25 protein-coding genes are annotated in these 25,268 nt (G+C 58.9%); 10 read left to right on the top strand and 15 right to left on the bottom strand.

What is annotated here, in order from left to right; translation table 11 throughout:
- Positions 1 to 115 precede the first annotated feature (115 nt).
- The 9 genes from C7378_RS13400 (at position 116) to C7378_RS13360 (ending at position 7,302) form a co-directional block, all read left to right on the top strand.
- A complete protein-coding gene (locus tag C7378_RS13400) occupies positions 116 to 1,891 on the top strand; it encodes a DUF885 domain-containing protein (RefSeq protein ID WP_131997658.1) in 1,776 nt (591 codons plus the stop codon).
- 3 nt (positions 1,892 to 1,894) lie between these two features.
- The gene (gene meaB, locus C7378_RS13395) at positions 1,895 to 2,863 is read left to right on the top strand and encodes a methylmalonyl Co-A mutase-associated GTPase MeaB (RefSeq protein ID WP_243648251.1); all 969 of its coding nucleotides are present in this window, start codon (positions 1,895 to 1,897) and stop codon (positions 2,861 to 2,863) included.
- Positions 2,864 to 3,271, top strand: a complete 408-nt coding sequence (gene mce / locus C7378_RS13390; RefSeq protein ID WP_131997652.1) for a methylmalonyl-CoA epimerase — start codon at positions 2,864 to 2,866, stop codon at positions 3,269 to 3,271.
- Positions 3,264 to 3,929, top strand: coding sequence for a tRNA (adenosine(37)-N6)-threonylcarbamoyltransferase complex dimerization subunit type 1 TsaB (gene tsaB / locus C7378_RS13385; protein WP_131997649.1), 666 nt, complete (start codon positions 3,264 to 3,266; stop codon positions 3,927 to 3,929). The genes mce and tsaB overlap by 8 nt, the downstream gene beginning before the upstream one ends.
- Positions 3,926 to 4,393, top strand: a complete 468-nt coding sequence (rimI, locus tag C7378_RS13380) for a ribosomal protein S18-alanine N-acetyltransferase (protein WP_165876810.1) — start codon at positions 3,926 to 3,928, stop codon at positions 4,391 to 4,393. Before tsaB ends, rimI begins: the two co-directional genes overlap by 4 nt.
- A gap of 63 nt (positions 4,394 to 4,456) precedes the next feature.
- Entirely contained in the window at positions 4,457 to 4,678 is a 222-nt protein-coding gene (locus tag C7378_RS13375; RefSeq protein WP_131997643.1) for an HP1242/YdcH family protein, read from the top strand.
- A gap of 67 nt (positions 4,679 to 4,745) precedes the next feature.
- Positions 4,746 to 5,426 carry a phosphatidylserine decarboxylase family protein gene (locus C7378_RS13370; RefSeq protein ID WP_341539150.1) on the top strand — a complete coding sequence of 227 codons (681 nt, stop codon included), beginning with the start codon at positions 4,746 to 4,748 and terminating at the stop codon, positions 5,424 to 5,426.
- 38 nt (positions 5,427 to 5,464) lie between these two features.
- On the top strand, positions 5,465 to 6,277 hold the full coding sequence (gene pssA / locus C7378_RS13365; protein ID WP_131997637.1) for a CDP-diacylglycerol--serine O-phosphatidyltransferase: 813 nt from the start codon (positions 5,465 to 5,467) through the stop codon (positions 6,275 to 6,277).
- Positions 6,277 to 7,302 carry an Asd/ArgC dimerization domain-containing protein gene (locus C7378_RS13360; RefSeq protein WP_131997634.1) on the top strand — a complete coding sequence of 342 codons (1,026 nt, stop codon included), beginning with the start codon at positions 6,277 to 6,279 and terminating at the stop codon, positions 7,300 to 7,302. Before pssA ends, C7378_RS13360 begins: the two co-directional genes overlap by 1 nt.
- 7 nt (positions 7,303 to 7,309) lie before the next feature.
- Here C7378_RS13360 and dgt read toward each other — a convergent pair whose 3' ends face one another.
- The 14 genes from dgt to C7378_RS13300 all read right to left on the bottom strand — a co-directional run bounded on the left by dgt (position 7,310) and on the right by C7378_RS13300 (position 21,852).
- Entirely contained in the window at positions 7,310 to 8,446 is a 1,137-nt protein-coding gene (dgt, locus tag C7378_RS13355) for a dGTP triphosphohydrolase (RefSeq protein ID WP_131997631.1), read from the bottom strand.
- A 2-nt stretch (positions 8,447 to 8,448) separates the two neighbouring features.
- Entirely contained in the window at positions 8,449 to 10,548 is a 2,100-nt protein-coding gene (locus tag C7378_RS13350) for a tetratricopeptide repeat protein (protein WP_131997628.1), read from the bottom strand.
- A gap of 218 nt (positions 10,549 to 10,766) precedes the next feature.
- The gene (locus C7378_RS13345; RefSeq protein ID WP_131997625.1) at positions 10,767 to 11,027 is read right to left on the bottom strand and encodes a 4Fe-4S dicluster domain-containing protein; all 261 of its coding nucleotides are present in this window, start codon (positions 11,025 to 11,027) and stop codon (positions 10,767 to 10,769) included.
- Between the two features lie 41 nt (positions 11,028 to 11,068).
- A complete protein-coding gene (locus C7378_RS13340) occupies positions 11,069 to 11,947 on the bottom strand; it encodes an inositol monophosphatase family protein (protein WP_131997622.1) in 879 nt (292 codons plus the stop codon).
- Positions 11,944 to 12,225 (bottom strand): RNA chaperone Hfq, encoded by a 282-nt coding sequence (locus tag C7378_RS13335; protein WP_131997619.1) that lies wholly within the window; start codon positions 12,223 to 12,225, stop codon positions 11,944 to 11,946. The genes C7378_RS13340 and C7378_RS13335 overlap by 4 nt, the downstream gene beginning before the upstream one ends.
- A gap of 60 nt (positions 12,226 to 12,285) precedes the next feature.
- Complete coding sequence (locus C7378_RS18085) at positions 12,286 to 12,825, bottom strand: DUF5996 family protein (protein WP_279388603.1); 540 nt, start codon at positions 12,823 to 12,825, stop codon at positions 12,286 to 12,288.
- Positions 12,776 to 13,210: a DUF5996 family protein gene (locus tag C7378_RS18080; protein WP_279388602.1), complete on the bottom strand. Its 435-nt coding sequence runs from the start codon at positions 13,208 to 13,210 to the stop codon at positions 12,776 to 12,778. Before C7378_RS18080 ends, C7378_RS18085 begins: the two co-directional genes overlap by 50 nt.
- A 54-nt stretch (positions 13,211 to 13,264) precedes the next feature.
- Complete coding sequence (locus C7378_RS13325; RefSeq protein ID WP_165876809.1) at positions 13,265 to 14,164, bottom strand: VWA domain-containing protein; 900 nt, start codon at positions 14,162 to 14,164, stop codon at positions 13,265 to 13,267.
- Positions 14,161 to 14,844 (bottom strand): molybdenum cofactor biosynthesis protein, encoded by a 684-nt coding sequence (locus C7378_RS13320; RefSeq protein WP_131997613.1) that lies wholly within the window; start codon positions 14,842 to 14,844, stop codon positions 14,161 to 14,163. Before C7378_RS13320 ends, C7378_RS13325 begins: the two co-directional genes overlap by 4 nt.
- A 55-nt stretch (positions 14,845 to 14,899) precedes the next feature.
- A complete protein-coding gene (locus C7378_RS17745) occupies positions 14,900 to 15,067 on the bottom strand; it encodes a hypothetical protein (protein WP_165876808.1) in 168 nt (55 codons plus the stop codon).
- 47 nt (positions 15,068 to 15,114) lie between these two features.
- Positions 15,115 to 16,275 carry an acetate/propionate family kinase gene (locus tag C7378_RS13315; RefSeq protein ID WP_131997610.1) on the bottom strand — a complete coding sequence of 387 codons (1,161 nt, stop codon included), beginning with the start codon at positions 16,273 to 16,275 and terminating at the stop codon, positions 15,115 to 15,117.
- A complete protein-coding gene (locus C7378_RS13310) occupies positions 16,272 to 18,680 on the bottom strand; it encodes a phosphoketolase family protein (protein WP_131997607.1) in 2,409 nt (802 codons plus the stop codon). The genes C7378_RS13315 and C7378_RS13310 overlap by 4 nt, the downstream gene beginning before the upstream one ends.
- A 123-nt stretch (positions 18,681 to 18,803) precedes the next feature.
- The gene (locus C7378_RS13305; protein WP_243648260.1) at positions 18,804 to 20,552 is read right to left on the bottom strand and encodes a CRTAC1 family protein; all 1,749 of its coding nucleotides are present in this window, start codon (positions 20,550 to 20,552) and stop codon (positions 18,804 to 18,806) included.
- A 157-nt stretch (positions 20,553 to 20,709) separates the two neighbouring features.
- Complete coding sequence (locus C7378_RS13300; RefSeq protein ID WP_243648250.1) at positions 20,710 to 21,852, bottom strand: cellulase family glycosylhydrolase; 1,143 nt, start codon at positions 21,850 to 21,852, stop codon at positions 20,710 to 20,712.
- A 191-nt stretch (positions 21,853 to 22,043) separates the two neighbouring features.
- Between C7378_RS13300 and C7378_RS13295 the strand changes: the two genes are divergently transcribed.
- The gene (locus C7378_RS13295) at positions 22,044 to 23,057 is read left to right on the top strand and encodes a LacI family DNA-binding transcriptional regulator (protein WP_131997601.1); all 1,014 of its coding nucleotides are present in this window, start codon (positions 22,044 to 22,046) and stop codon (positions 23,055 to 23,057) included.
- 8 nt (positions 23,058 to 23,065) lie between these two features.
- Here C7378_RS13295 and C7378_RS13290 read toward each other — a convergent pair whose 3' ends face one another.
- Positions 23,066 to 25,255: a tetratricopeptide repeat protein gene (locus tag C7378_RS13290; protein WP_243648249.1), complete on the bottom strand. Its 2,190-nt coding sequence runs from the start codon at positions 25,253 to 25,255 to the stop codon at positions 23,066 to 23,068.
- Positions 25,256 to 25,268 lie beyond the last annotated feature (13 nt).

The following is a 25,268-nucleotide window of genomic DNA, read 5'->3' as shown; positions in this document are numbered from 1 at the left end:
CGGACAGGAAGCCATCCCAGGCACGGCACAAAGCATACACGAACAGTTCCCTGTTATGCCGAAGCCGGGCCGCGTACTATGCTGGTGAAGTCGTATCTATTTCAGGAGATATCACTTGCTGAAGAAATTCGCCGCCGTGCTGGCTCTCACTGTTGCAGCACCCTGTCTCGCGCAGACCGCTCCCAATCCTACTGACAGAAGCTGGATCACGAAGAGCAATCAGTATACGGAACTCCTGATCGACATCAGTAAGGAGCATGAACCGGAAGACGCCTCCTCTGAAGGGCTCAGCCATTATGATCCGCTGATTGCCCAGCCCACGAAGGCCGACGAGGACAAGGAGATCGCGGAGACCAGAGCAGTGCTCGCCAAGTATGAAGCGGCACTGCCAAAAGAGAAGAACAAATATGTTGCAGAAGACCTGCATATCCTGATCCACAGCATCCAGCTTGAACTCAAGCAGCATGACTACTCGGAAGCGCACGAAGTGCCGTATCTCAACGCGAGCAGCTACGTCTTTAGCGGCCTGCGCTCGCTGCTCGATGACCAGGTGGCCGCCGACCGTCGCAAGGCTGCGCTCGTCCGGCTGCGTAAATATGCCGGGCTCGAGCCCGGTTACCAGCCCATCAGCGACCTGCTCAAACAGCGCACAGAAGAGCAGATGGCCAAGCTAGGCATGATCTATCCGGCCAAGGCCAGGATTGAAACTGATCTTGCACGAAACGCGATGTATCTCGACGGCATTCCTGCGCTCTTCAAACAGTACGGCATCACGGGATGGGAGGCACCCTACGCGAAGCTTAAGACGGAGCTGACGGACTACGACGCGTGGGTCCGCAAGCAGTTACTACCCAAGGCGCGCACTGACTTCCGGCTTCCGCCGGCGGAATACGCGCTCGATCTTGAGAGCTACGGCATCGATATTCCACCTGCGCAGATCGCTGCCATGGGCCACAAGGCGTTCACGGAATACCAGGCGGAGATGCAAACCATCGCCGCACAAGTGGCCAAGCAACATGGCTGGCAGCAGACAGACTATCGCGATGTCATTCGCCATTTGAAGCAGGACCAGATCACAGGCGACGCAATTCTGCCCTACTATAAACAGCGGCTTAAGGATATTGAAACAATCATAGTTACAAATAGGCTCGTCAGCCTGCCCAATCGGCCCGCACGCATCCGTCTCGGCACGCCAGCCGAGAGCGCGCAGGAGCCCGCGCCACACATGGACCCGCCGCCACTTCTTAATAACACCGGACAGCAGGGCGAATTCGTGCTGCCGCTCAACATGCCCTCCGGCGCGGGATCGGGTAAGAGCCAGAAGGTAGACGACTACACCTTCGGCGCAGCTGCATGGACGCTGATCGCGCACGAAGCACGCCCGGGCCATGAGCTACAGTTTGACTCGATGGTGGAGCACGGCGTCTCGCTCGCTCGCGCCCTTTACGCATTCAACTCAACGAACGTTGAGGGCTGGGGACTCTATGCCGAATACATCACGCAACCCTACATGCCCCTCGATGGGCAATTAATCTCGCTGCAGTTCCGCCTGCTGCGCGCAGCCCGCGCATTTCTCGATCCTGAACTGCAGATGGGCAAGATACAACCCGCGGATGCAATGAAGGTGCTGACGCAGGACTGCGTCTTTTCGGTTCCCTTTGCCAACCAGGAGGTAGAGCGCTACACCTTCCGCATGCCGGGACAGGCAAACTCCTACTTCTACGGCTATACGAAACTATTGCAGTTACGAAAAGACACGCAGGCAAAACTAGGCCCGAAGTTCGACCAGAAGAAGTTTCACGATTTCATCCTCTCGCAGGGCCTGCTGCCACCCGACCTCATGCGTAAAGCGGTGATGGAAGAGTTCATTCCATCGCAGCAGGGTGCTTAGATCTTGGACGCGACAACCCTTGTCGAGCGATTGCGCGCGGGCGACATCCGCGCGCTCGCCCGCGCGGTGTCCCTGGTTGAAAATGACGCTCCACTGGCAGCGGATCTTCTTTCTGCCTGCTTTCCCTACACTGGCAGCGCTCTCCGCATAGGCATCACCGGCGCTCCCGGAGCGGGCAAGAGCACCCTGGTCGATCGCCTCGCCCGCCATTATCGCAAGCTCAATCAGCGCATCGGCGTTCTCGCCGTTGATCCAACAAGCCCGTTCACCGGAGGCGCAATTCTAGGCGACCGCATCCGCATGCAGGAGCGCGTTGCAGACCCCGGCATTTATGTCCGCTCAATGGCTACGCGGGGAGCGCTCGGAGGCCTCGCGCGGGCCACCGCAGATGTTGTCTCGGTAATCGAAGCCAGCGGCCGCGACACGATTCTCATAGAAACGGTCGGAGTCGGCCAGGACGAGATCAACATCGTGCGGCTGGCCGATATCACCCTGGTCGTTCTCGTTCCGGGCATGGGCGACGACGTGCAGAGCATCAAGGCAGGCATTATGGAGATTGCCGACATCTTTGTCATCAATAAAGCAGACCGCGAAGGCACAGACCGCATCGAAAAGGAGGTCCGCGCCATGCAGTCGCTCGCGTCGCATCACGGCGACTGGGTTGCTCCCGTAGTACGAACCGTAGCCTCTACCGGCGAGGGTGTCGATGCACTTGCAGAGCAGATCGAGATCGCACGCACTGCGTTCCTCCAGAGCGGAGAGTTTGAGCGGCGCAGGATCGCACGCTGGCGAGAGCGCATCGAAGAAATGATGCGGGAGGCTCTTCTGAAGCAGGTGCGTGCGCACGGAATCTCATCCAATCAACTCGATGACTACGCCACCCAGGCCAATAAAGGGCAGAAAGACCCCTATCGTCTGGTACCCCGCCTCATTCAAAATATGTTTGTGCCCGAGAAGGAACAGGAGAAGTAAATGGCGAAGATCGACCATATCGGAATTGCAGTGAAGAGCATCGCATCTGCGCGTAGCCTCTACGAAGCGCTGGGCATGCGTGTGCTGAACATGGAAACAGTCGAGCACGAGCAGGTCCGCACGGCCATGATCCCCGTTGATGAGAGCCGCATCGAGCTGCTTGAACCGACAGCCGAGGATTCGCCGGTAGGACGGTTTCTCGCGAAGCGCGGCGAAGGATTGCATCACATTGCGCTCCATGTTGATGACATCTCGACTACGCTTGAATCCCTGAAAAGCAAGGGCATTCGCCTTGTCTCGGAAGATATCCAGATCGGCGCCGGCGGCCACCTCTACTTCTTTATCCACCCCTCGAGCGCAGGCGGGGTGCTCGTCGAAATCTGTCAGGACTCTATCTCCGATGTCTAAGCTCCTGCTCGCAATCGACACCTGCGGCACAACAGGAAGCATCGCAGTGGCGCGTATCTCCGGGGACCAGGTTCAGGTCGTCGCAGATGCGGTTCTTGCGGGCAGAACCTACGCCGCTGTGCTCGTTCCTCGCATTAAAGAAGCACTCGGCGGCAGCAGGCCCGATGCCATCGCCGCCGTGAATGGCCCGGGTAGCTTTACCGGCGTACGCGTAGGTGTAAGCGCAGCAAAGGCGTTGGCTGAGGCATGGAGTACGCCGCTGATCGCCATCTCCCGGCTTGACGTGCTGGCGCGCAAAGCCGGGACACGGCATGCAGCGCTTGACGCTGGCCGGGGGGAGTTCTACTTCAGCAGTAACGGCAAGGAATTCCTCGCCACTGCAGACACGATTCGCGAGCACATCTCAGGCGCCTCCGGGCAGATTGCCATCTGCGAAGACATTCCTTTCGGCCTCGGTGTAGATGCCGAGGTCCAGCCCTGCCTGATTCGCGTGGAAACCCCGCTCGCCGTTGATGCGCTCATCCTTGCGGTGGAACGATATCGTGCAGGCAGTTTCGACAATCCCGCAACCCTCGATGGCAACTACCTCAGACGATCCGACGCGGAACTATTTGCCCGGCCAAAGGCCCCGGCCCAGCCTGCAGAGCAGCACCCTTGAGCTTCCTCCTCCGCGCCGCCTTGCCAGCCGATCTGGAAGCAGTTTCCCGTCTCGCCCGGAGCAGCCCCCAGGCTCCGCAGTGGAGCCTGGCACAGTATGAATCCCTGCTGGTTAACTCCGCTGTGCCTACCTGCTGCCTCGTCGCGGAGCTCGAGGAGCAGATTGCAGGGTTTGTCATCGCCCGCCTCGTCGCGGAAATTTGCGAGTTGGAGTCGATCGCCGTCGCCCCGAAGGCGCAGCGGCGTGGCATTGGAGCGGCCCTGCTGAACTCAGCTCTCCAGTGGGCCGCCTCCCACGGCGCGCTACGTCTGCAGCTTGAGGTGCGCGCTTCCAATCTCCCGGCTATCCTCCTATATCAGCAGGCAGGGCTCCAGCGGGAGGGGGTGCGCAGAGGGTATTACAGCCACCCTGATGAGGACGCCATCCTCATGGGAATCGAGCCCCTCAGCGACCATTCGAAATAAAAAGTTCGTTACAACCAGGCTTCCCGGTGCTAGCGTTAATCGTCTCAGTAACAGGAGGTCAACATGGATACAGAAGTAAGCTTTACCTCGCCGACCAGCGAACTCCGCCAACTGGAGGAGCAACACAGACGCTACTCCGAACAGCTCGAGACTCTGCTCCAGAAGCCCTACCTCTCCGCCGAAGAACAACTCGAAGAGACCCGCCTTAAAAAACTCAAGCTTCAGGTGAAAGACAGGCTGATGGCCCATCGACAGCCCCCGCAGAACGTTTACAACGTAGCCTGACCTGTAGTCCTTGAGTACGGCCCCTGGCAAAGGGGGAGTTCTGCGCGAAAATGGCGAAGAACCTATAATGAGGGGACTTCCCATGGTACGTGACGGATACTTCTACGGATTAGCCTTGATTGCGGTCGCTGTGCTCGTTTGGTTTCTGACGGGCAGCTTGGCGTGGCCGGTGTTTCCACTCCTGCTGGCGGCTTTCTTCCTCTGGTTTTTCCGCGATCCCGAGCGTCAAACGCCGCAGGAGCCGGGGTTGATCATCTCGCCCGCGGACGGCAAAGTCACCCGCCTGGAACGTGTTCGCACGCCTGAGGGGGAGCGCATTCACATCAGCATCTTTCTGAGCGTTTTCAACGTTCACGTGAACCGCTCACCCTCCTCCGGCGTACTACGCAACGTGACTTATCAAAAGGGTCTTTACCTCAATGCCCTCAACCCCGACTCCGCGGAGAAAAACGAGCAGATGCGGGTCGTTCTGGATTCGGATGAAGGATACAGCGTCTCCTTTAAGATGATCGCCGGCCTGCTCGCCCGCCGTATCGTATTCAATTACAAGACTGGAGACAGGCTCCAGAGAGGCCAGCGCGTGGGTCTCATCAAGTTCGGCTCCAGAGTGGACGTAATGCTGCCGTCGAATGCCCTTACACGGATCAAAATGGGCGATACGGTCAAAGGAGCCTCCACTGTGCTGGCTGAGATACCTAACGGCGTGTCGGGAGTGGATGATGCCATGCTGGCGGAGTCGCTCGCCTGATGAACGGCTCAAAACGCCAACTGCAGCGGAGACGCGGGATGTTCCTGCTCCCGTCCATGTTCACTGCAGGCAATATCGCGGCCGGCTACTATGCCATCACTCAGAGCCTGCAGGGCTCTATCCTGGAGCCTCACCACTTCGACTACGCAGCCTTGGCGATCGGCTTTGCCATCCCCTTTGATGCCCTCGACGGGCGCATTGCACGGATGACGAACACCACGAGTGAATTCGGCAAGGAGCTCGATTCCCTCGCCGACGTCATCACCTTTGGCGTAGCGCCGAGCATTCTGGCATTCACCTGGGGCTTTCACATGCTTCCGGCGACCATGGATCCGATGCTGCGCCAGCGGCTCGTTCAGATCGGAGGCTTTGTCTGCTTCCTGTTCCTGCTCTGCGGAGCCAGCCGCTTGGCGCGCTTCAACATCAGTCACGACCCCGTGCCCAAGAATCCTGGCCGGCCGGATCGCAAGTATTTCGTGGGAATGCCGATCCCGGCAGCAGCCGGTATTCTAGCGGCTGTAGTGCACTTCTTCGGGGGAGTGCCGATCTTCAACTGGTGGCTTGCCATCACCTGGATCGCGCTGGTGGGCATCATAGGCTTCCTGATGGTGAGCACCTGGCGGTTCTGGAGCGGCAAGGAAATCAACTTGTCGAGCCGCCGCCCCTTCCGGCTCATCATCCTCATCGGGTTGATTATCTACCTGATGGTTTTCTTCTCAAAGGAGGTCCTTTTTACGATGGCCTTCATCTACATGTTTTCCGGCATCGTGGCGCGCGCAGCCTATTCCTGGCAGCGTAATCGCCATGCATCGCTCCATCAACCTCCCAGCACAACAGGATCAACTCACTGATGGCAACCCACTCCAGAATTGCAATTACCGGCGCAGCGTCTTTACTCGGCAAAGAGATGAATGAAGCACTCGCGGACTCCTCCTTCTGCACCGCGGAGTTTCTCCTCTTTGACGATGAGGAAGCGCTCGGGCTGCTTGAAGCGGTAGGAGACGAGGTTTCCGTCGTGCAGCGTATCGAGGCCGATTCCTTCAACAATGTCGACTTTGCCTTCTTCGCTGGCGCCCCGGACTTCACCCGCCAGCACTGGCAGAGCGCCACGCATGCTGGCGCCAGCGTCATCGACCTCACCGGCGCGCTTGAGGATCAGGAGGGTGTGCTCGTACGCGCTCCATGGATCACCGAGGCCGGTGCCCCTGATCTTGGTACGCCAGCGGTGATTGCCGCCCATCCAGCCGCCATCGCAGTCGCTTTGCTGGCCAAGGCTGCGGCCTCAGCCGGAAAGCTGCGCAGTGCCTCAGCAACCGTGCTGATACCGGCGTCAGAGCATGGACGAGCCGCCATCGACGAACTGCAGCAGCAGACGATTGGGCTGCTCAATTTCCAGAACCTTGCCAAGAACATCTTCGATACTCAGGCTGCCTTCAACCTGAGCCCGATTTTCGGTGAGGAAGGCAAGTTGAACCTTCCGGCGCTCGAAGCCACCGTCCGCAAGCACTATGCCCTGCTGCGGAACGAAGCGCTGCCCGAGACCGCCATCCAGCTGGTACACGCACCGGTCTTCCATGGCTATGGCATTTCCATGGCGCTCGACTACGAAGAGCCGGTAAGGCAGGTGGATATAAAGAAGGCCTTCCGCAGCGACCATCTCTCACTGCAGGATGACGATGCGGAGGCGCCCACCAACCTCAGCAGCGCGGGACAGGAGAATGTACTTGTAAGGGTACGCAGCAGCGAGGCAAACGCTGATCCCACACGCCGCTACTGGCTATGGGCAACTGCAGACAACCTGAGAATCGCTACGCTCAACGCCATCGCCTGCGCCACCGAACTGGGCCGCCTGCGACCGCTGGGCGAGGTACAGTAGCTAACGCTTATCGCAGCATCTTCCACTCGGCATACTGCGCGAGAATAAAATTATCGGTCATCCCCGCGATGTAGTCCGCCACCACGCGGGGAGCGCCCTCTTCCTCGACGCGGGAGCTATAGCTCGGCGGCAGCAGAGCTGGATTGGCGCACCAGGCAGCGAAGAGATCCGTCACCACCTGGGCTGCCTCTTCATGGTCGCGAGTCAACTCGTCGCAATTGTATAAGTTGCCGTAGAGAAATCCCTTCGTCTCGCGCCGCGCCGCCTCCATGGGCTCGGAGAAGGCTGCAAGCCTCTCCGGCCACAGTCGAATCCCGGCAAGCGTCGTAATTTGCGCCGCAGCCACCCGGCGGCGCGTCTCCTCGATCAGATCATCCACCAGCGCATTGAGCATCCGCTTAAGCGCTTCGTTGAAGACCAGCTTCGACGGTGAGGCCGGAAAGCGCTCAGCCATCACCACATAATGTCGCTCAAAGATTCCCACCCCGGCGCGAATCCTGTCGAGCGAAAGCATCTCGGCCTCAAGCCCGTCGTCAAGATCCGCAGTGAGATAAGCGATCTCGTCGACCAGGTCAATCAACTGCGCCTCCAGCGGTGGCCGCTGGTCAAGAAGGTATGCGCGCAATTCAGGATGCTGCTCGGCGGAATAATCGCGTGAATGCTTGATGATGCCCTCACGCACGCCCAGCGTAAGGTTAAACCCGCGAAACTCCACATACCGCTGCTCGAAGTATTCAACGATTCGCAGGGCATGCAGATTGTGATCAAAACGCAGCCCGTGCGCCTGCATTGCCATGTCCAGGGCGCGTTCCCCGGCGTGACCAAAGGGAGGATGTCCAATGTCGTGGACCAGCGCCAGCGCTTCGGCCAGATCCTCATTCAACCCAAGCGTGGATGCGACAGTACGGGCAATCTGCGCAACTTCCATGGTATGCGTCAGTCGGCTGCGGAAGTGGTCAGAGTAGCGATGAGTAAAAACCTGCGTCTTGCCGGCAAGACGGCGAAAGGCCCGCGCATGAATGATGCGCCCACGATCCCGCTCAAAGGGGGAACGGTAGGCATGGGCTCCTTCCGGATATACACGAGCTGTAAGCGGTGCGCCTTCCGTGCCATCAACGGCGCAACCGGCAGGCAGGCTCAGCACGCTCAGGGCTTCGCCGCCGGCGGCATAGATGATTCCTTCGCCAGCCGCACCCGCGCGTTATCTAGCTTCTTCTGAACCTTGCTCATCTCGCCAGGCTCAGCATCTGCGGGAATCGTGCGCTGATACTGGTTCAGCGACTCTTCCCACTGCGCCGCAGCCTGCTTCAACCGGCCGGTCTTCTCGTAGAGCTCGCCCAGATGGTCATGCACAGTCGGGTCCGTCGAGTTGCGCTCGCTTGCCTGGATGAGGCTTTGCTCCGACTGCGTGTAATTGCCCAGCTTGAAATAAGCCCATCCCAACGAGTCAAGGAAGGCATAGTTCTGAGGGTCAAGCTTAACCGCCTTCTGGATCATGGCCAGCGCATCATTGAGACGCACTCCGCGGTCAGCCAGCATATAGCCGAGATAATTCAGCGTCATGCTGTTATTCGGATCGATGGCGAGCACCTTGTTAAACCACACCTCAGCCTGGTCGTAGTGCTTTTGCCTCTCTTCCAGTGCCCCGCGCAGGAAGTCTGTATACAGCTTGTCTTCAGGCTTGGTGGAAAGCGCATCCGCCTTATCCAGCTGTTCGGACGCGTCCTTCCATTTGCGCAGCCGGGTATAAATCTGCGCCAGGGAGAGCTCAACTTCGCGATCCTGCGGGGTTCCTTTCAGCAGCGCCTTTGCAAGAGAGATGCCTTCGTCAGCATGACCGGTATCGGCGAGTTGTCCGGCAAGCATCAACTTCAGTCCGCGGTCCTGGGGCATCTTCTGGACCGCATCCCGAGCTGCCTGCGTGGCTTTGTCATACTCATGGGCATCGCGGTAGGTATCTACTTCACCCTGATAGGCGCGCGTCGCGTAATCACCGCCAAGCACAGCCATCTTCTGGTACGTGGCAATCGCCTTGTCGGTCTGGTTCTGTTCGCGATAGACGTTCGCCAACCTGTCGAGAAAGATCGACCGATTGTTCTTCTCCGCTTCGGAGTACTGCCCGCTCGTGTGCTCTGAACCAGCAGCCAGCTTTTCCAGCAACTGCGCCGCGTCGCTATAGTGACCCAGCGAATCTTCGATCAGCGCCTCGTTGAAGCTTATGTCGAGCGAATCGGAGGCCAGATCCTGGGCCTTCTTGATCGCCGTGTAGGCATCGCTGTAGTTGCCCTTATGCCGCTCAATCTCTGCAATACGCAGAAAGGACTGGGCGTCCGTCGGGTCGCCCTCGACGATGTCCTTGAAGGCTTTCAGCGCGGCCACCTCCTGTCCGTCATTCAGCAGAGCCTGGGCCAGCGCACGCTCCACTTCCAGATTGTCCGGCTCCAGATCCAGCGCTCTTTTATAAGCTGCGATCGCCTTCTTCGTGTCTTTGACCTGGTCGTAGCTGGCGCCCAGCGCATATTCAATTCTGGGAGTCTGGTCATCCTGGGGCACAGCGCTCAGGACCTTGATCGCGTCCTGCAGATCGCCCTGCTCTGTATACAGCCGGGCCATAAACAGCACAACCTCTTCCGAGGAGGGATCTATCTTCTGCGCCGCCTTGAACTGCTCCTCCGCGTGAACCGAGTCATGGTTGAAGGAGTAGAGCTGCCCCAGCATCAGGCGATCCTCGACTTTATTCGGCTCCAGCAAAACAATCTTGTTGTACTCGCCGAGCGCAAGCTGCAGCATCTGCTGCGAGGGACCATTGTTGTTGTTCTGCAGGTCGCCCAGCGAACGCAAGTAGATACGGCCCAGCAACTTATGTGCTTCGAGGCTATTCGGATCTTTCTTGATCTGCGCTTCTGCAGCGGCAATCGCGTCGCGCACCCGGCCGGTCTTGAAATAAAGCTCGGCGAGATGATTGTTCAGATAGCTCGAGGTGGGATCGGCATTCAGGGCGAGCTTATACTCTTCGATCGCCCGGGTCGCATACTCCGGACGGCCATAAGTCGTCGCCATATCCTCGTAGTTATGGGCCAGCGTGTAGTGATAATAGGCAGCGGCCCGGTCAGGCTGCGCGGCAGCGGTAGATGCTTCGGCCTGCTTTGCAGGCTGCGCCACCAGGGCACAGGCAAACAGCGACGGAGCTATCGCGAGCGTTGCAACTCGAAGGTATGGAAGACGGCGGAAATGCTTGCTGGTCATGCGGTGCGGGTTTCCCATACCCGGAACTTCAAGCAGGCCGGCCACAGCTGCTAAACCGGCTTTCGGTCTTGGATGCGCCACCCCGAAGGCTGCGCATCCAAAACTGCTGTATAAGACGATCTTAACTCCGGGATGGCTTCAGATCCTCTGGGAAATACAACTTGAGCGGTTCAACACTCTGCAGGCAGGAGCGGGAATGCCGCCCCTGCCGCATGCGATCAACGACCGAAGAAACCAGAGTTCTTGTCGGCGAAATGAGCCCACTTCTCCGGAAGATCATCCGCAGCAAAGATGGCTGAAACCGGGCAGACGGGAACGCACGCGCCACAGTCGATACACTCCACCGGATCGATAAACAGCTGTTCCTGCTCCCCATAGGGAGTTTCGTCTTTTTTCGGGTGGATGCAGTCAACGGGGCAGGCATCGACGCAGGCGGTGTCCTTAGTGCCGATGCAGGGTTCAGCAATTACGTAAGCCATGAAAGCCTCTCCAGTAGCAGGTAGATGTTCATTATTGTAGCCTAAGGCTCGCGCTCCGCCCGCATACGGGCAAAGTCTTCCGGCGTGGGAATGGGGTCAAGCCCTCGTCCGGCAAACATATCCTGAAAAAGAGCAATCACTTCGCGCTCCATCAGGCCATTCGTCGCAAGCACTTCCCGGCTGTCCAGCCGGTACGGGCTGCCATCGAACCGCGTCACCGTCCCGCCTGCCTCTGTTACCAGCAGCGCTCCGGCAGCGGTATCCCACGGATTCAGGTTGAACTCCCAGTAACCGTCAAATCGCCCGCAGGCGGTGTAGGCCAGGTCAAGCGCTGCCGAACCCGCCCGGCGCACGCCATGCGACCGCAGGGTGATCTGGTTATAGAAATGAATGTTCGGGTTCTCGTGACGCTTGCGGCTCGGGAAGCCGGTTGCGAGCAGCCCCTCAGCCAGCGCTGCCACAGTAGATACCTGGATGCGCTTTCCGTTCAGATACGCACCCTTGCCATACTCGGCAGTGAACAGTTCGTCCCGCATCGGATCGTAGACCACCGCAGCGACCAGCTCGCCGTCTTCGCCGGCCGCGAGCCCAGCAGGCCGCCGCTCCAGCCCAAGCGAAACGCAGAAGACGGGAAAGCGATGGGCAAAGTTGGTCGTGCCGTCCAGCGGATCGACATACCAGCGATACTCGCCGTCAATCTGCTTCCGGGTGCCCTCTTCGCCGTAGATGCCGTGCTCGGGAAACCGCTCGCGAAATCGCTCGACAATCAGCCGTTCTGAGGCGCGATCGGCTTCAGTGACCAGATCGACATCGCCCTTGTACTCTGTCGCGACGCTGCTGTCGTAGTAGCTGCGTACAAGCGCTCCAGCTTCACGCGCAATCTCCGCTGCCGCGTCCGCAAAAACAAAACCGTTGCTCACGCGTGCTCCTCTTCCCCTGTTTTACGCACGGTCTTCCGCCGCGCGCTTTCGGTAATCGTCCTGATCTGGTTCTTATAAATGAAGAGATTCGGCTTGCCCTCGCGCGTCAGCCGGATCATGCGATTGTCAAAGTACTCAATCCACCCTGACACCACCTCGCCATCGCGGAGCTTTACATGGATGGGAATCTGCTTGTCGCTCAGGAATCGCAGGTAAAGCGCTTCCTGCCCGGTCTCGCCCGGAGGAGGGTTTTTCTGACGTCGTTTAGCCGAGTTCAAGGACACGCGTCCATTGTAGCGAACTGCTTCAAGCGCTGCTGCTCACTGCGAAGGCAGCACTTACCTTCCGGGCGCTTCGCGCTCCAGCGCAGCGCGATCCCATCCCGCCAGATTCGCAGCAGCCTCGTAGGTGCTCTGCAGAAAATCCAACAACGCCCCGTCCGCGTCCGCCTCTTTGCGCAGATCGTCATACTTCAGGATGAACTCGCCCAGCGCAGAGTTATAGCCGGCGTTCGCTGGCTGAACCTTAGCCGCGTCAAAGCCCGCAGGCGAAGGCGCTGCATAACAGTAGAAAGCGGCATCGCCAAAACCGCCGTTTCCCGGCCAGAATCCGGCGCTGATGACCTCGTGCGAATACGCCTCGCGCGTGATCGAGTCAGCACCCGCCCGGGCCGGAGCAGGACGTCCGGAAAACCGCGTCACCGCAAGGTCAAAGCTGCCCCAGAAGAAGTGTACCGGGCTGATTTTGCCTACGAACCGCGAGGAAAATTGCTGGAATATCTGATCCGCACGAACCAGGACGCGCCAGAAGCGGTGCGCAGCATCCGGATCATAAGTCGTATGTTCTGTGTCTTCTTCGAACGGAATCGGATCCTTCACCTCGACAGGAAGAGGATGAATCTTTCACTGAAAGCCCCAGCGCGGTGAGGCTTCTCTGGTATTGGCGGTAGAACTCCGCGACCGACTGCGACCGCAGCGGCGTTGAGAGGCTCGCGCCATCGCTCAGGCGAAAGCGCAGATCGTGGCTCACAAAGTCGAACTCGACTTCCAGCAATTCCTCGCCACAGGGCATCGCCGAGGTACTCAATCCGCGAGCGCTTACATAAAGTGGAATATTCCACCAGTGAGCCTGCATCGGACTGAGCGCAAGCCGTGTCTTGCCCACAATCTGCGTCCACATATGGAGGGTGTCAGCTGTCTTGTTCCATTGCGCCCACTCCAATTCTGGCCAGGGGGATCCGTGCGTACTCTTCGCCTGCTCCATACCTGCTTCCCTCCTCCAATGAAGTAGCAGTACAAGAACGTGAGACGACACCAGCTATTGCGGCGTTGCGTAATACCCCGTCCGGCTGTGGACGGAGTAATGGGCATTCGCCGGAAGATTTTTGAGTGTCACTGATATAGCGCGAAAATCGGAGTCAGCCACTCTGCGCGCCGGATAGTAGCCCAGCAGGTACTGGGTGCGCAAGTCCGCTGAAACCTTCTCGAATGCCTGCTCCAGATGTTCGCCGTCCACGTAGTAATATTTGCCGCCGGTCTCCTGCGACAGCGCAATCATGGCGTGCTCGCCGCCCTCATCGCGGCCCGCATCTGCCTGGATAGGCACATCGATCAGACTGTAGACCATGGCCTCTGCGCGCACAGCCTGCTCCAGAGCTTCATCGTAGTTAACTCCGTGCACCGTGTTGCCGCCGTCCGAGACCAGCACCAGCACCTTGCGCCCTCCCTGCATGGCGAGCTTCTGCGAAGCAAAGGAAACCGCGCGATAGACCGCTGTCGCCGGGCCATGGCCCAGGTGATCCAGCCCTGAATCGATACGCTTGATGTTGTTGGTAAAGGGTACGACCTCGCGGACATGTGAGTTGAACTCGACCACCTGCATCTGATCGATCGGCCTCAACAGCGCGTGGGCAAACTCATGGGCAGCACGCTCTTCCGCCGCCATATCTTTGCGGACGCTGCCGCTGGTATCGATTGCCAGCGAGATAGCGAGCGGCGTTTGCGTCTGCCGCTCAAACACTGAGATCTTCTGCGGATGGCCATCTTCCGTCAGGGTGAAGTTATCGAGATCAAGTCCACCAACTGGCGAGCCATTCTCATCGGCGACATTGACATAGACATTGACCAGGCGCACATCAACCCGGATCGGTGGGGCCGAGGTCTGGGCTGCAGCGAAGGGGATAGCAAAGAAGAGAGTCAGAGCGGGCAGAACCTTCATGCACCCTTCACGATCTCCGCCGGGAAAGGCTCGCCGTCGGCCCATACTGCGCCGTCTTCGAAATGTTCCTTCTTCCAGATGGGCACTGTCTTTTTGAGCGTATCGATAAGCCAGCGGCAGGCGTCAAAGGCAGCCGCGCGATGCGCCGACGCAACCACGATCAGCACGCTTGTCTCGCCTATAGCAAGTTGTCCGAGCCGATGAATCAGCGCCACATCACGCACCCCGAACTTTGTCCGCGCCTCGTGCGCCAGGGTGCCCATCTGGGCCAGCGCCATCTCTTCATAGGCTTCGTAGATGAGGTAGAGAGTGCGGCGTCCCCGGGTATTGTTGCGGACAATGCCGTCAAACACCACCACCGCTCCGTCCTCGCCCTGCCGGAGCGAAGCAGCAATTTTCTCTGTGGGGATAGGCTCACGCACCAGAGCAACGACCGGGGAACCCCCACTGACGGGCGGCAACAAGGCAACTTCATCGCCCTCTGCCAGAGGATGGGCAGGTCCCACATATTCTCGGTTGACTGCTATGGCGATAGCGGACCAGAGAGGGGATTCCGTCTGCGTGGACACCTCAAAATGCTGCAGCACCGTCCCCGCGGTCGCTCCCTCGGGAAGCTCCAGAGAATCTTCTTCAGGCAGCATTTCTTTCAGAACGCCAAAGACCAGGACACGTACTCGCATAACTCAAGCATAACCATTTCGACGCGCTGCCTTCTAGAAAGCTATCGAATCGCCTTCAATCCAGCCCCGGCGTACGGTCCTCCTGGTGGGGACTTCTGTCTCCTGAGGCGTGTTGCACCTTGGTACGATTGAACTTCCGGCTTCCAGCCGCGCCCGTTCCCCACGCCAGGTATGCCAGGAGCGCGACAATCATAAAAGCTCCGATGCCGACCAGTGTAACCATTGGTTTACTCCTCACTCTGTGGGAGTCCCCGGAGCGCGGCGGGGTTGCTACCGAGCCAGCAGGCGGCGGCAATGTCGTGCAATCTGCAGTTCTTCTTCCGCTGCCATGATCCTCACCTCGCATCGGCTGCCGGGGGCGGAGATCGCATCCCCATTGCTGCGATTGGCGTCGCCATTGAGCTTCAATCCCAGCACCGGTTCCAGCTCGCGGCAGACGCTTGAGCGGGTTCCGACGCTGTGCTGCCCGATGCCGCCGGTAAAGACCAGCAGGTCGAGCCCCCCGAGTACTACGGCATACGCGGCGATGGTCTTCGCGATTGCCCGGCAGAAGATCTCAATGGCAAGGGCTGCCTCATGGCTGTCCCCGGCTGCAGCTTCCTCTATCTCGCGCATGTCGCTCGAAATGCCGGAGAGCCCCGCCAGCCCGGACTTGCGGTTCAGCACCTCTTCCAACTGGTCCGCATTGAGCCGGTGCTTCCTCATCAGAAAAAGCAGGATTCCGGGATCAAGGTCGCCCGGCCGCGTACCCATCGGGATGCCGCCCGTCGGCGTCATTCCCATGCTCGTGTCGATGGACTTCCCATCTCGAATGGCCGCAAGGCTTGCGCCATTGCCAAGGTGCGCGACGACGAGGCGATGAGGTACATTCGCGCCCAGGGCTTCGACGATGGACTCGTACGAGAGCCCGTGAAAGCCATAGCGCCTTACCCCTTCGGCGCTGTACTGCGCAGGCAGTGGCATACGCCATGCTGCCTCCGGCATCGTCTGGTGAAACGCGGTATCGAAGCAGGCAAACTGCGGAGTTCCTGGATAAAGCTTTTCTACTTCTTCGATCAGCGCAATAGCCGGAGGAATATGCAGCGGCGCGAAATGAACGTCATCCCGCAACGTCTTCAGAACCGCGGGTGTGACAATCTGGTGCTCCACCAGCGTCGGGCCGCCATGCACAATGCGGTGACCGACGGCCACCGGCGGCTCCGTGCCTGAAGATCGCATCTGCTCGGCAATCTTTCGGAGCGCGTCGCCCTGCGAGCCATATTGCTCTTTGTCGGCGTAGAGCGTCTCGCCGCCGCTCCCTAATACCTCGAGTGAGGCATGGTCGTTGCCGATTCCCTGCGCTCCGCCGCTCAGGATCGTACGCTCCTGCCCGTCGAAGACACCGAACTTCAGAGACGATGAGCCGCTGTTGATCACCAGCACCAGGCTCATGCGTTATCGCCACCCGTATCCAGGCTGGTCTTTTCCGCGCTACTTCCCTCTTTCGACCACCGCCAGTCACGCACCTCCGGCATATCTTCGCCAAAGCGCGAGACATAGAGCTTGTGCTCCTGTCGCTTTTCGGTAAAGGCCTGCACCGCAGCCTTCGCCTTATCCTTCATCCTCGGCACGCGCAGCACCGCGTCCAGCGCCAGCCTGAAGCGATCAAGATCGTTGCGCACACACATGTCGAACGGCGTCGTCGTGGTGCCCTCTTCCTTATAGCCGCGCACGTGAATATTGTCGTGATTCGTCCGGCGATAAGTCAGCCTGTGAACCAGTGTCGGATAGCCATGGAAGGCAAAAATCACCGGCTTATCTTTCGTGAAAATGCGATCGAAGTCCTCATCCGGCAGCCCGTGCGGATGTTCCTCCACCGGCTGCAGCGTCATCAGATCCACCACGTTCACAACGCGCACACGCAGCTCCGGCAGGTGGCTGCGCAGGTAGCTGACTGCCGCCAGGGTTTCCAGCGTGGGCACATCTCCCGCGCAGGCCATCACCACATCGGGATCCTCGTCATGGTTGCCCGCCCAGCTCCACACGCCCAGTCCCTGCGTGCAATGACGGATGGCATCTTCCATGTTGAGCCAGACCGGCGCAGGCTGCTTTCCGGCGACAATCAGATTCACATAGTGGCGGCTTCGCAGGCAGTGGCTCGCGACCGACAGCAGCGTATTCGCGTCCGGCGGCAGGTAGATGCGGACAATGTCTGCCTTTTTGTTCGCGATGTAGTCGATAAAGCCCGGGTCCTGATGTGAAAAGCCATTATGATCCTGCCGCCAGACATGCGAGCTCAGAAGGTAGTTCAGAGAGGCGATCGGCTTTCTCCACGGCAGATCTCGCGTCACCTTCAGCCACTTCGCATGCTGGTTGAACATCGAGTCGATGATGTGAATGAACGCCTCGTAGCAGGAGAAAAAGCCGTGCCGGCCGGTAAGCAGGTAGCCCTCCAGCCACCCCTCGCACATATGCTCGCTGAGCACCTCCATCACGCGGCCATCCACGCTCAGGTCGGTATCGTTGGGCTCCATGGCCGCGTCCCATCGCTTACCCGAGACCTGATAGACCGCGTCCAGACGATTCGAAGCCGTCTCATCCGGCCCGAAGATACGGAAGTTGCGTGCCTTGAGGTTGGCCCTCATCACGTCACGCAAAAATCCCCCAAGCACCCGCGTTGCCTCGGCATCGACTTCCCCGGGTTCCGGCGTCTCGACGGCATAGTTTGCGAAGTCCGGCAGTTCCAGCGGCTTCAGAAGCAATCCGCCATTCGCGTGGGGATTCATCCCCATCCGCAACTGTCCCTTGGGCGCTACTTCTGCAAACTCATCGCGGAAGTGGCCCTGCTCGTCGAAGAGCTCTTCCGGCCGGTAGCTTTTCATCCACGTTTCGAGCATCTTCAGGTGTTCGGGATTCTGCCGCAGTCCATCGAGCGGCACCTGGTGGGCGCGCCATGTCCCTTCGACAGGCTTGCCGTCGACCTCCTTCGGCCCGGTCCAGCCTTTCGGTGTCCGCATCACGATCATCGGCCAGCGCGGCCGGCCAGGATCGTTGTTGTTACGGGCATGAGACTGGATCGCGCGAATCTCCGCATAAACCGTGTCCATCAGCGCAGCCATCTGCTGGTGCATCACTGCCGGGTCGTCGCCGGTAATGAAGTGCGGGTTATATCCATAACCGCGCATCAGCGACTCCAGCTCTTCCTGGGTAATGCGCGCCAGCACCGTCGGATTCGCGATCTTGAAGCCATTGAGGTGCAGGATAGGCAGCACCGCCCCATCCGTAACCGGATTGATGAACTTGTTGGAGTGCCAGCTGGTAGCAAGCGCGCCCGTCTCAGCCTCCCCATCGCCCACCACGCATGCGACGATCAGGTCAGGATTATCCAGCGCCGCCCCATAAGCGTGCAGCAGGGAATAACCCAGCTCGCCGCCTTCGTGAATCGAGCCCGGCACCTCCGGCGCCACGTGGCTGGGTATGCCATATGGCCACGAGAACTGGCGGAAGAGCCTCATCAGCCCTTCATAGTCCTGCTGCAGAGCGGGATAAATCTCGCTCCACGAACCTTCGAGGAAGGTGTTCGCAACGATGCCCGGGCCGCCGTGCCCGGGGCCGATCACGTACATGATGTTCGCCTGATGTTCGCAAATAATGCGATTCAGGTGCAGGTAAATGAAATTCAGCCCAGGAGTCGTGCCCCAGTGTCCCAGCAGCCGCGGCTTGATGTCATCGATGGAAAGAGGCCGCTTCAGCAGCGGGTTGTCTTTCAGATAAATCTGGCCGACGGAAAGATAGTTTGCCGCGCGCCAGTAGGCATCCATCTTGCGCAGCATCTCTTGAGAGAGTGGTTCCGGCATGTATGTGAACTCCCCGATGATCCTGCTGACTATGACGTTGGCTATTCACAGACGGCTGTAAGGATTTCATGAAAATACAGGCCGTTCTGCTCATGCCAGCTTCTGCCTCGCAGATCTGAGGCTTCAGTGTTTCACGGCAGCACACTCCGCACAGGTGTCCGCTGTCACACCCTTCCCCTCCTGGATCGTGTATATGCGGTCTACCCCGGGCAATTGCACCTTCTCGACTGCGCCGCTCGGCCAGTGAATCTCGACCAGGTCCGTCTTCGTCGCATCCCCCAGGCCGAAGTGCACCCGCTGATCGTTCGAGGAGATATAACTGCCGCCGCTCAACACGTCTCCACGCTGCCGCATGCCGTTGGCTGTCACGTAAACAGCGGCTCCCACGGCATCGCGCGGGCTCTTGGGGCCGCCCACCAGCTTCAGCTCAACCCAGTGATGCTTGTCTGGATTCACATTCCGCAGGAGCACCGGAACCCCGTCGAGCACGTTAATCACGGCATCGATCTTGCCATCGTTGAAGAGGTCACCGAAAGCCGCGCCGCGTCCCGGCACCACCACTGCGAGGCCCGTATTAGCCACCGGCGGAACGTACTCGAACTTCTTTCCCTCAATATTGTGATAAAGCAGAGGACGCTCGGCAAAGGTAGTGCCCCAGTCCTGCTTGTCCACCTGTGGATAGACGTGGCCGTTGATCATCAGCACGTCCTTCCACCCATCGTTGTCATAGTCGAGGAAGGCTACTCCCCACCCGAGAAACGGGATAGTCTGCTGCGCAATCCCGACGTGATAGCTCACATCGGTAAAGTTGGCATCTCCATCATTGTGGTAGAGCACTTTGTAGTCATCGGAAAAATCGGTTGTCTGCATGTCGAGCAGACCCTTGTTCTGATAATCACCGACAGCTATACCCATGGTCGCCGTTTCTCGGCCATCCTGGTTGAGCGCGAATCCTGATGCGTAGCTGTCATCCTCAAAGGTGCCATTGCCCTTGTTCAGATAGAGGTAGTTGGGCGTCGAGTCGTCCGCAACTGCCAGATCAACCTTGCCATCGTTGTTGAAGTCGGCAAAGACCGCGGTAAAGCCATAATAGGCATTCGGATCGCTGACACCGGCCTTCTCGCTCACATCGGTAAACGTGCCGTCGCCGTTGTTGTGGAAGAGATGATCGTGCTCGCCCTGCAGCCCGCGTGGGCCACACATCGTCGACACTCCGCGGAACTCGCAGCCTGCAAAGGAGACAGCCTTCGTGCCAGGGATCGGAGGATTGTTCACATCGTAGTGGATATATCCGGCAACGAAGATATCCAGGCGCCCGTCGCCGTCGTAGTCGCCAAAGGTCACACCCGTGGACCAGTTCCCCAGCTCGACACCGGCCTTTTCCGCTACATCGGTGAAGGTGCCGTCATGATTATTGTGATAAAGCCTGTTCTTGCCGAAGTTGCTGACGTAGAGATCCGGCCAGCCATCGTTGTCGTAGTCGCCCACAGCAACCCCGAAGCCCCAGCGATCATTCGTCACGCCGGCCTTCGCCGCCACATCCGTAAATGTACCGTCATGATTGTTATGAAACAGCGCAGCGTGCGGCGGAGTGGCTTTCCCCGCCAGAGCATCATAGGTAGAGCCGTTCACCATGTAGATGTCGAGCCAGCCGTCGTTGTCATAGTCAAGCAGGGCAACGCCCGAGCCGTTGGCCTCGATGATGAAGCGCTTTTCGGGCTTTCCCATCTGATGGTGGAAGGTCGTCAGCCCTGCCTGCTTGGCAATGTTCTGGAAGACGACAGGCCCCGTCTGTACGAATCCGCCTGCGGTAATGGGGCGGTTCTCCGCATCGTGAACCGGCGCGAAGACTCCCGCAGTACTTGAGCCCATTCCGCTCGGAGACTGGGCGGGCGGCGGTGCGCCGCCCACTGGAGCAGAATCCTGGGCGCTGCACAAAGCAGCCCCGGAGAGACACAGGGCCAGCAGGCCCGCACACACTACACTCTTCAAGCAATCACTCCTGCACTCAACTTGCTTTCGGTCATCTTCAACTGCCATTTCCTGCTGTGGCCACCCGCTGCCCGGTCAACTCCCGGAATATCTCCACCTCGCGCTCGCGATAGGGCGTCCCGTCGGGATGATAAATGTCGTGAAACCAGACGGTGGGCTTTTCGAGCACATAGGGCCTGGTCCACGAGTCCCATGGCAGATATGTCTGCGTCTTGCCGGCCACAAAGCCCCAATTGATTGCACCCACATGATACTTCTTCGCCAGCGGCAGGATCGTATCAAACGTGCTGCCTGCCCCCCGCGCCATGTATTCCGTGCAGATCAGCGGACGGCCATACTGCTGCAGCCACTTTACATGCTGCTCAAATCCCTCGGGCCAATCATAGTTGTGAAACGAGATTACGTCTGAATTCTCGATCTGCACCCGCGACATCGGAGACATCTTCTCAAGCGATGACCACTCGCCGCGCCACAGCCCGCTCGTCAACGGCTGCGTCGGATGCTCCTCCCGTGCCCAGGCGAAGACCTGGGGCAGCAGAGCCAGCACCAGCTTTGTCTTGCTCCGCGGATCATTCTTTGCATAGGAGCTGTCATTACCGTTATCGGGCTCATTCCAGAGGTCCCAGGCCAGAACTCGCCTGTCATTGGCATAGGCGCCGATAACCCCCTGCACATAGGCTTTCAGACGCGGATACTGCGCTGGATCGCGCAGAGCCTTTGCCCCGGGCGACTGCACCCAGCCAGAGTTGTGCACCCCAGGGATCGGCGGATGCTGCGGTCCCAGCTTCGGGTTCGGGTCCCAGCAGGAGTCGAACAGCACAAATATGGGTCGGATGTGATGCCGGTCCGCGATCGTCAGAAAAGTGTCGATACGCTGCTTGAACCCGGCTGGGTCCTGCTGCCAGAGCAGATCATGAAGGAAGACCCGCATTGTGTTCATTCCAAGCCCCTGCGCCCAGCCCAGCTCTTTATCGATCTCCTTCGGATCAAAGGTATCGGACTGCCACATCTCCAGCTGGTTAATAGCATCGTCGGGCACATAATTCGCCCCCACCAGCCAGGGCTGCTGCGCATACCAGGCATTTGCCTTCTGCGCACTCCACCGCTGCGCAAAGGCCCCCTGCGGCAGTATCGCCATCATCAACAGCACAAACACACCTAGAAAACCGCGCTTCGACAAACTTACCTCCCGGGTATCAGCAAAAGTCCCGGTCATGCTACCTGATGTCCTGCCGCGTGGCGATAGGGCGATTGGCCTAGGAAATCCGCCTCCAATGTTCGCAAATGGAAAACAATTTCTAATTCGCTATGCTCATCGGGTATAAACAATGCGTCGCTAGTTGACGATAAGAAAACCTTGCTAGACCTCTTATGAACATAAAGGAAGTTGCCCGTCTTGCCCGGGTATCCACGGCGACGGTGTCGCGCACCATCAATGGTTCGGAGAAAGTGACCCCGGAGACCGCCGAGCGTGTGCGGCGCGCCATCGAAGAGCTCCGTTTCTTTCCTAACACGAACGCGCGGGCGCTGGGCTCCGGACGCAGCAGCCTCTATGGCCTCATCATCTCCGACATCACCAATCCCTTTTTTCCCGAACTGGTCAAGAGCTTTGAGGATATCGCTGTCCAATATGGGCAGGAGGTACTGGTCGCCAATACCGACTATGACGCCGCCCGCATGGAGATCTGCGTCAGCCGCATGCTGCAGCGCAAGGTCGACGGCGTTGCCATCATGACTTCCGAGATGGATGAGCGCCTGGTCGACGAATTCAGCAGCCGCGGCATTCCGCTCGTTTTTCTCGATACGGGCATTCTGCAGAAAGGCATCAGCAATATTGTCGTCGACTATCCGGCGGGGATCGATGCCGCCGTCGCTCACCTGACAGGCCTCGGCCACACCTCGATCAGCTTCATCACAGGACCCATGCGGCTCGCATCGGCCCGCAGCCGACGCCGGGCCTTCATCGAGAGCCTTGAGAGAAATGGAATCCCCATGGAGGACTCCCTGATCGAAGAAGGCGATCACCGGATGGAAGGCGGCCATCATGCGATGAAACGCCTGCTTGAACATAAGCACAGACCCACCGCCATCCTCGCCTCCAATGACATGAGCGCCATCGGGGCCATGGGAGCCATCTCCGAGTTGGGACTCTCCGTTCCTGTGGATATCTCCGTCATCGGTTTCGACAACATTGCCATCAGCGCCTATACCCAACCTGCTCTCAGTACCGTCAGCCTTCCTCGCAAGGAGATCGCCCGCCAGGCCTTTCGCGCACTTTACGACACTTACCAGTCGCCTGCCCCCCCGGCGGGAAGCGAGTACACTATCGCTCCGACCCTGATCATCCGCAAATCCACCGGGCCAGCACCTGCCTTGCGCAGATAAGTCTTTCCCTATTGCGAGCCGCCTTTGCCCAAAGGCTGCTTAACCGGATCTGTGTCGTGCAGATGCCACGGCACACTCTCACCTGAAAGCTCAGGGTGGCTTCGCAGGAACTCAAGCGACGCGGTATTCGCCATCGGGTCGTCCTTCTCATCCGCAAACTTTGCCGCTTCCATCGCAGCCTTGTCCTTCATCTTGAGCCTGCGATAAATGATCGCCAGGTTATAGTGCGCCCCCAGGTCATCCGGGTCGATCTGCTGCAAGGCCAGGTATTGGGTCTCTGCCAGATCGTACTTGTGAAGCTGGTAGTAGCTGAACCCCAGCTCACGGTGCGCATCGGGAGACTGCGGATACTTGTCTACCACCACCGCCAGATTCTTGATCGCGTCTGCCAGATTCCCCTCGTTACGATCCACCAGCGCCTGGTAGTAGAGTGCTCGGGCATTCTCCGGAGCCATCGCGAGCGCCTTCTTCAGATACTCATCGGCCTGCGGATACTTCTCCCACTGGTAATATGCGAGTCCGAGGTTTGTGTATGCGTCGGGATAGTCGGGCCGCAGCTTGGCCACATGCGCGAAGGCATCGACTGCAGGACCGTACTGGAGTTCATCGAGCAGACCTATCCCGAAGTTGTTCCAGCGCATCCAGTCCGGGTTGTCTACTTTATCTGGAGCCCCGGCGTCGTTGCTGCCGATGTTTACCGTACGGGTTCGGGACGCCATCTCGACAACGGGATAGCGAGCATGCTTCGCGCCCAGGGTGAATTTTGTGTAAGTCTCGTTGAAGTGGCGATAGTTCACCTTCGCCGTAATCGTCAGCGGAGTCTTTGCATCCGCGGGAATCTTGAACCGGTAACGCACGATCGTAGAACGGCCCGGACGGATTGTCGTATCCGTCGCAATCGTATGCCGCTGCCATACTTCGTGCTTCACCAGCAGATTTCCCTTTGCATCCAGCATCCTCGTAATGAAGCTGTGAGCACCCGGGTCGAGCTGGCCATCAGGTTCCAGCTCTCCACTCTCGGCGATAATCTTCCCGCTCGCGTCCTTCACTTCGAATTGCGTCCAGGCCTCGTACATGTCGCGCTGCTCAGGGATGAGCGTATGTCCGATCCACTTGTTCTGAATCACAACGACTGTTTCAACCGTGTCCTCTGGCTTCAGCTCATAATTCACCGAGCCGAGCGGCGCAACATACTGCGGAGCATTGTTGATCCGGATAGCAAAGAGATCGACGTTGAGCTTCTGCGCGCGCAGGAAGCTGATCGTTTTCTGCAACTGCTCTTCATAGCCGTAGTAGAAAGGCACGGCGGTGTTCCCGGCGACCCAGCGATGGGAAGCAATGGTCTTTTCTTTCGCACCGTAATCGGAGCGAGTAATCGTCTCCCGCGGCATATGGCACGTCTGACAGGTCGAATAGTCTTTGGTATAGAACGGCAATGGCGAACGATGCGAGTAGGAGGAGGCTTGCCACTCGTCATAGAGTCCGATTGCACGCAGCCACTTGTAGTTATTCAACGTGTCCGGAAGGTTCGCCTTGTGGCAGGTGCTGCAGAACTCCGGCGACTTGTAGAAGTCCTTCATCACCGCAGCCACATGTCGATCCGTGTGGTCCAGAATCTCCTTATACGGCACCTCCCCCGGAATGGGTTTGCCATTCTCATCGACAATGGCCGAAGGTGTCCCCATGACATAGGCACCCAATCCGTAGGTCGGCTGCAGCTTGGCGATCGAGTGGCAGACCGAGCAGGTGACGCCATCGTTGTCAAAGGGGCGCTTCGCCGTAGTGGGCTTCTCCGTTATGTTCCCGGAGAGTAGCGAAACGGGATTATGGCAGCCCTCGCAATGCCGCGAAGCAGAAACGCCCTGCTGGTCATCGAGCAGTTGCACATTCTTCATGTAGAACGGCTCGCGGAACGAATTCGAATGCAGCGACTGCCGCCACTGATGGTAGGTCTCCTGATGGCAATGGCCGCAGTACGCCGCGGTTGGAAAGGCTCCAGGCTGGATGAACTGACCGTCTTCGGTCGTCGCCATGCTCGGCAGGAAAGGCTTGTCCTTTCCGTAGCGATAGTTGTAGGTCTTCTCAACCCTGGCGTTGTAGTCCCGGCTCACGGACTCCGCGGTTGTGCCCGCGTGAGTGGTGCGCAAAAACAATCCCGCAGTCCCAGCGAACGCCACCAGGCAGGCAGCAACTCTCACGAACGAACTGCGG

This window comes from Acidipila rosea, assembly GCF_004339725.1.
In the GTDB taxonomy this organism is placed as follows: domain Bacteria; phylum Acidobacteriota; class Terriglobia; order Terriglobales; family Acidobacteriaceae; genus Acidipila; species Acidipila rosea.
This window is presented reverse-complemented; position numbering and strand designations above follow the sequence as displayed.